Origin of the sequence: Streptococcus downei MFe28, assembly GCF_900459175.1 — a bacterium.
In the GTDB taxonomy this organism is placed as follows: domain Bacteria; phylum Bacillota; class Bacilli; order Lactobacillales; family Streptococcaceae; genus Streptococcus; species Streptococcus downei.
In genome coordinates this window covers 1-6,700 of record NZ_UHFA01000001.1, presented here as the reverse complement: position 1 = coordinate 6,700, position 6,700 = coordinate 1, and the positions used below count along the sequence as shown (strand labels likewise).

The following is a 6,700-nucleotide window of genomic DNA, read 5'->3' as shown; positions in this document are numbered from 1 at the left end:
CTCCAGAACAGTGATGGCCTTGTCCAGGGTCTCCTCGCCAAGGAACCGAAACCTTCATCAATAAGGAGGGTTTCCACTAGGGCCCCATTACTAGTATTTTGCACAACTTCCGATAAGGAGAGGGCAATAGCTAGGGAGGCAATAAAGGTCTCACCGCCTGATAGGGAGGAGGCGGGCAATTCTTTATTGTTGGCCCTGTCGTAAATGTTAATTTCCAGACCCGACTGGCTGTTACCAGCCCCTTCTTTGCCAATTAAAAAATTCAAACTGCTGGTTGCTGAGAAGACCGATATAGTGGTCATTGGCATAGGTCAGAATCTCTTCCAGGTAGGCCTGAATGACATAGGTCTCCAGCTTGAGACGCTGACGGCCGGTCTCCGTTCCGCTAATAATGTTTTTGAGCTGGGTCAGCTGGCTAAATTCTTCCAAATGGTGACCAGCCTCAGTCAGAAGCTCCTCAATTTTAGCTACCAGCTGGCTAACCTGATGGAGCTGACGCTGTGCCAGGGCCTCTTGATTGGAGGCCTGGGTCAGGGCCAAGTCTGCTTCTTCCTTTTGCTGGGTCAGAGCCATCAGGTCTGGCTCTTCTTGCCCAAGCAAGACTTGGTTAAGCTCAGCTAAACTGGAGTCCAGAAACTCCTTATTTTGCTGATACTTGGTTAGCCAGGTTTGTAGCGCTACTGCTTGACCAGTCGCTAAGTCAGCCAACCAGTCATCAAGTTCAGAGCGCTCATGGGTCAGAGCTTCAGGGGCAGCCAGACTGGCTTTAAGTTTCCCGCTCAAAATTTCCAAGTCTGACTGATTGGCCTGCAAGCTTTCAGTCTGACTGGCTAAGCGACCTTGAAGACTAGACAAGACTTCCTTGCCAGCTGCCACTTGCTTCTGACAACTTTCAAACTCCTGACGGAAGGCCTGATAGGAAGCCTTGCATTGGGCTATCTCCCTCTCATAATAGGCTGGCTCCTCGAGGATTGGATTGGCCTCAAGAATCTGGCCTTGACTCTGTTCCAGTGTTTTAAATTGACCTGATAAACTAGCCATCTTCTCTTGGCCATTTTGCTGGTCCTGCTCTAATTTGGCCAAGTCATGGGACAGTTCTTCCAGCTTTTGGTCCTGCTGACTTCTTTGGTCAAAACGCTCTTGATAGACGTGAGCCAGCTTTTCCTTTACGCCCTGACCGATTTGATGCGAATAAGATTTTTCCCAGATGAAGCCACTCAAGTAGGTGGCGGTCACATCCTGTAGGCTCTGGTAATCGGTTTCTAGGAGCTCTCTTTGCTCTTGGCTAGCCTTTTCCTTGTCAGCTAATTGACTAGCTATTTGGCTAACCTCAACTTGCTGGGTTTGGAAGGCTTCCTGCTGGCTAGCAAGTTTGGTCTCTAATTCCTCTACTTCCTGGGAGAGGTTGACCAGAGCACTTTCATCAACCAGCTCAGCCTTGCTTCCTGGATGATCCAAGGAGCCACAGACAGGGCAGGGACTACCTTCTTCTAATTCGGCTTGGAGCTTGGCCACCATCAATTTGAGCTGGTCCCGCTTGATTTCCTTCAGCCGAGCCTGGAGGTCAGCTAGGTCTGCTTCAAGTCCTGCTAAATGCTCAAGGCTGGCCTCCCTTTGGTCAGAAAGCTCTTGCCTGTCTGCCTGCAGGTCCACCAATTTTTGCAAACCTTTTGTCAGGTCACTATCAACTAGGTCTTGAACTTTCTGGAGAAGTTTTTTCAAATCTAATAATTCCCGGTCAGAAACCAGATCAGCTTCAATCTGAGTCCGAGCCTGCTTGACTTCCTGCTCCCGCTCAGACAAGCCTGCTTGGTCTCTGGCTAATTTTTCCAGGCTGGCCTTAGTTGTTTTTAAATCAGCCTGGACCTTAGCGAGGGTTTGAGCACTATTTAGGGACAGGGTCAGATTTTCAATGTCTTCCTGAGCCTTTTCCTGCTGACTTTCTTGAGCCTGCAAGTGACTCAGTCGCTTTTCAAGTGGTGCCTGCTTTTCTTGACGCTCAGCCAAGTCATCCTGCAAGTCGGCTATCCTTTTTTCTAGGTCCCCTACAGCCGCTTGCTTGGCCAGCTCTTCCTTGACCAAATCGGCCAGGCTGTTCGCAAAATCTAATTGGGCCAGTTTTTCTTGCTTTTGCTGGTAAGCTTCAGCCTGTTCCAAAATTTCGGTTTGATAACGGGCCTCCTGGGCCTGGCGCTCCTGAAACTGACCATCCAGCTTTTGGCTGTCTGGTAGGCTTGGTCTGCTTGTCTGGTCGCTTTTTCAGCCTCAGTCTTTTCCTGCTTGGCTTTGGCTAAAGCATCTTGATAATACTGGTGTCTTTCTTGGCAATGCCAGTTCGCTGGTCACTCGTTGCCTCAGTAAAGGCCTCTCTTTCTTCCTCTGTCCAAATTTGACTAGTGAAGTGGCCATCAATTTCGCTTGTAATTGGCTTTGCTCCTGCCTAGCTTGGGACCATTTCTGAGCCAAATCATCCTCAAATTTAGCAAAGACCTGGGTGCCAAAAAATCTGTCGCAGAATTGGAATTTTCTCACTGGTCGGCGACTTTGAGAAACTGGCTGAAACTGGTATTGTGGCAACAAAATAATCTGTTTAAACTGCTCACTAGTCAGACCCAGAAGATCAACAACGGCCTGGTTGGTCTCCTTGGGCTTGCCAGCTAATTTATCCAGCTCTATCCCGTCAACCTTATCAACAACGGACAGGCTGGCCTTGCTGTCCCAATTCCCTTGCCCCGATCCAGACCCTTTCGGGGTTTCAAATCCAATTCTCGCTCCAGCGGTAGAGCTGGTTGTGGTGTTCAAAATAGAAAACTACCCTAGTTCTAGGATCCTTGAGGCTAGCAAAGGTTGAGCGCAACTCATTAACAGGTCGGTCGCTGGAAGTCTTGGTCGTAGAGGGCGTAGGTCATAGCATCAAAAAATACTGGACTTACCTGCTCCCGTTCGGCCACTAATTAGAAAAAGGTTAGACTCATCAAGCCTAGAAAAAATCTAAGATCTCCTGACGGTAGGGGCCAAAATTGGTCATTTCAATCCGAATGGGTCTCATCAGGCTTCCCCCTTTCCTAATAGTTCCTCGACCAGAGATTTTTGATAGGCCGTCAACTGGTCTCCTCCTGTCATCTCTGAAAAGAAGTCTGCAATCAACTGGTCCTCGGCTAGTTGCGACTGACTAGAATTAAAGCTAGCTCGTTTCATCTTCGGCTTGGCCTTGGTTTCCTTAATTCGCAAATCAATGATTTCTTGTCCATAGATTTCCTCCAATTGGAATCGAACATTGATGCCCTCCAAAATCCTTTCGCTCCTCCACTAGAATATCAAAGGCAAAACGCGCTTTTTCCTTGGTATTTGTCATAAAAAACCTGCTGCAAAAGCTCCTGATAGGGAGCCTCCAAAACGTAAAAAGTCCTTGTAGGGCTTGAGGGGATGGAAGGTCTTTTGGATGGCCCATCCGAAATGTCCAGCAGGTAGACCCCTTAACGTCTTGCGCTTGCTTCACCGACGAGACGGTTGCCCTATAGTGGCATCCTGTTTTCAACGGTGAAGCAAGCGCAAGGACGTTAAGGGGGTTACCTGCTGGACATTTCGGATGGGGCCATCCAAAAGACCTTCCATCCCCTCAAGCCCTACAAGGATTTTACGTTTTGGAGGCTCCCTATCAGGAGCTTTTGCAGCAGGTTTTTTATGACAAATACCCAAGGAAAAAAGCGCGTTTTGCCTTTGATATTCTAGTGGAGGAGCGAAAGGATTTGGAGGGCATCAATGTTCGATTCCAATTGGAGGAAATCTATGGACAAGAAATCATTGATTTGCGAATTAAGGAAACCAAGGCCAAGCCGAAGATGAAACGAGCTAGCTTTAATTCTAGTCAGTCGCAACTAGCCGAGGACCAGTTGATTGCAGATTCTTTTCAGAGATGACAGGAGGAGACCAGTTGACGGCCTATCAAAAATCTCTGGTCGAGGAACTATTAGGAAAGGGGGAAGCCTGATGAGACCCATTCGGATTGAAATGACCAATTTTGGCCCCTACCGTCAGGAGATCTTAGATTTTCTAGGCTTGATGAGTCTAACCTTTTTCTAATTAGTGGCCGAACGGGAGCAGGTAAGTCCAGTATTTTTGATGCTATGACCTACGCCCTCTACGACAAGACTTCCAGCGACCGACCTGTTAATGAGTTGCGCTCAACCTTTGCTAGCCTCAAGGATCCTAGAACTAGGGTAGTTTTCTATTTTGAACACCACAACCAGCTCTACCGCTTGGAGCGAGAATTGGATTTGAAACCCCGAAAGGGTCTGGATCGGGGCAAGGGAATTGGGACCAGCAAGGCCAGCCTGTCCGTTGTTGATAAGGTTGACGGGATAGAGCTGGATAAATTAGCTGGCAAGCCCAAGGAGACCAACCAGGCCGTTGTTGATCTTCTGGGTCTGACTAGTGAGCAGTTTAAACAGATTATTTTGTTGCCACAATACCAGTTCAGCCAGTTTCTCAAGTCGCCGACCAGTGAGAAAATTCCAATTCTGCGACAGATTTTTGGCACCCAGGTCTTTTGCTAAATTTGAGGATGATTTGGCTCAGAAATGGTCCCAAGCTAGGCAGGAGCAAAGCCAATTACAAGCGAAATTGGATGGCCACTTCACTAGTCAAATTTGGACAGAGGAAGAAAGAGAGGCCTTTACTGAGGCAACGAGTGACCAGCGACTGGCATTGGCCCAAGAAAGACACCAGTATTATCAAGATGCTTTAGCCAAAGCCAAGCAGGAAAAGACTGAGGCTGAAAAAGCGACCAGACAAGCAGACCAAGCCTACCAGACAGCCCAAAAGCTGGATGGTCAGTTTCAGGAGCGCCAGGCCCAGGAGGCCCGTTATCAAACCGAAATTTTGGAACAGGCTGAAGCTTACCAGCAAAAGCAAGAAAAACTGGCCCAATTAGATTTTGCGAACAGCCTGGCCGATTTGGTCAAGGAAGAGCTGGCCAAGCAAGCGGCTGTAGGGGACCTAGAAAAAAGGATAGCCGACTTGCAGGATGACTTGGCTGAGCGTCAAGAAAAGCAGGCACCACTTGAAAAGCGACTGAGTCACTTGCAGGCTCAAGAAAGTCAGCAGGAAAAGGCTCAGGAAGACATTGAAAATCTGACCCTGTCCCTAAATAGTGCTCAAACCCTCGCTAAGGTCCAGGCTGATTTAAAAACAACTAAGGCCAGCCTGGAAAAATTAGCCAGAGACCAAGCAGGCTTGTCTGAGCGGGAGCAGGAAGTCAAGCAGGCTCGGACTCAGATTGAAGCTGATCTGGTTTCTGACCGGGAATTATTAGATTTGAAAAAACTTCTCCAGAAAGTTCAAGACCTAGTTGATAGTGACCTGACAAAAGGTTTGCAAAAATTGGTGGACCTGCAGGCAGACAGGCAAGAGCTTTCTGACCAAAGGGAGGCCAGCCTTGAGCATTTAGCAGGACTTGAAGCAGACCTAGCTGACCTCCAGGCTCGGCTGAAGGAAATCAAGCGGGACCAGCTCAAATTGATGGTGGCCAAGCTCCAAGCCGAATTAGAAGAAGGTAGTCCCTGCCCTGTCTGTGGCTCCTTGGATCATCCAGGAAGCAAGGCTGAGCTGGTTGATGAAAGTGCTCTGGTCAACCTCTCCCAGGAAGTAGAGGAATTAGAGACCAAACTTGCTAGCCAGCAGGAAGCCTTCCAAACCCAGCAAGTTGAGGTTAGCCAAATAGCTAGTCAATTAGCTGACAAGGAAAAGGCTAGCCAAGAGCAAAGAGAGCTCCTAGAAACCGATTACCAGAGCCTACAGGATGTGACCGCCACCTACTTGAGTGGCTTCATCTGGGAAAAATCTTATTCGCATCAAATCGGTCAGGGCGTAAAGGAAAAGCTGGCTCACGTCTATCAAGAGCGTTTTGACCAAAGAAGTCAGCAGGACCAAAAGCTGGAAGAACTGTCCCATGACTTGGCCAAATTAGAGCAGGACCAGCAAAATGGCCAAGAGAAGATGGCTAGTTTATCAGGTCAATTTAAAACACTGGAACAGAGTCAAGGCCAGATTCTTGAGGCCAATCCAATCCTCGAGGAGCCAGCCTATTATGAGAGGGAGATAGCCCAATGCAAGGCTTCCTATCAGGCCTTCCGTCAGGAGTTTGAAAGTTGTCAGAAGCAAGTGGCAGCTGGCAAGGAAGTCTTGTCTAGTCTTCAAGGTCGCTTAGCCAGTCAGACTGAAAGCTTGCAGGCCAATCAGTCAGACTTGGAAATTTTGAGCGGGAAACTTAAAGCCAGTCTGGCTGCCCCTGAAGCTCTGACCCATGAGCGCTCTGAACTTGATGACTGGTTGGCTGACTTAGCGACTGGTCAAGCAGTAGCGCTACAAACCTGGCTAACCAAGTATCAGCAAAATAAGGAGTTTCTGGACTCCAGTTTAGCTGAGCTTAACCAAGTCTTGCTTGGGCAAGAAGAGCCAGACCTGATGGCTCTGACCCAGCAAAAGGAAGAAGCAGACTTGGCCCTGACCCAGGCCTCCAATCAAGAGGCCCTGGCACAGCGTCAGCTCCATCAGGTTAGCCAGCTGGTAGCTAAAATTGAGGAGCTTCTGACTGAGGCTGGTCACCATTTGGAAGAATTTAGCCAGCTGACCCAGCTCAAAAACATTATTAGCGGAACGGAGACCGGCCGTCAGCGTCTCAAGCTGGAGACCTATGTCA

Annotated in this window: 4 pseudogenes; 2 read left to right on the top strand and 2 right to left on the bottom strand. The window is 48.6% G+C overall.

Features of this window, described 5'->3' with window-relative positions:
- Window positions 1-3,049: pseudogene (locus DYE66_RS11115) on the bottom strand (AAA family ATPase); the annotation flags it as partial.
- Window positions 3,049-3,476: pseudogene (locus DYE66_RS00015) on the bottom strand (exonuclease sbcCD subunit D); the annotation flags it as partial. The pseudogenes DYE66_RS00015 and DYE66_RS11115, both read right to left, overlap by 1 nt.
- Before the next feature lie 16 nt (window positions 3,477-3,492).
- On the opposite strand from DYE66_RS00015, the pseudogene DYE66_RS00010 reads away from it, so the two are divergent.
- Together DYE66_RS00010 and DYE66_RS00005 are read left to right on the top strand one after the other, a co-directional pair.
- Window positions 3,493-3,991, top strand: a pseudogene (locus DYE66_RS00010) (exonuclease sbcCD subunit D); the annotation flags it as partial.
- A pseudogene (locus DYE66_RS00005) lies at window positions 3,991-6,700 on the top strand (AAA family ATPase); the annotation flags it as partial. The pseudogenes DYE66_RS00010 and DYE66_RS00005, both read left to right, overlap by 1 nt.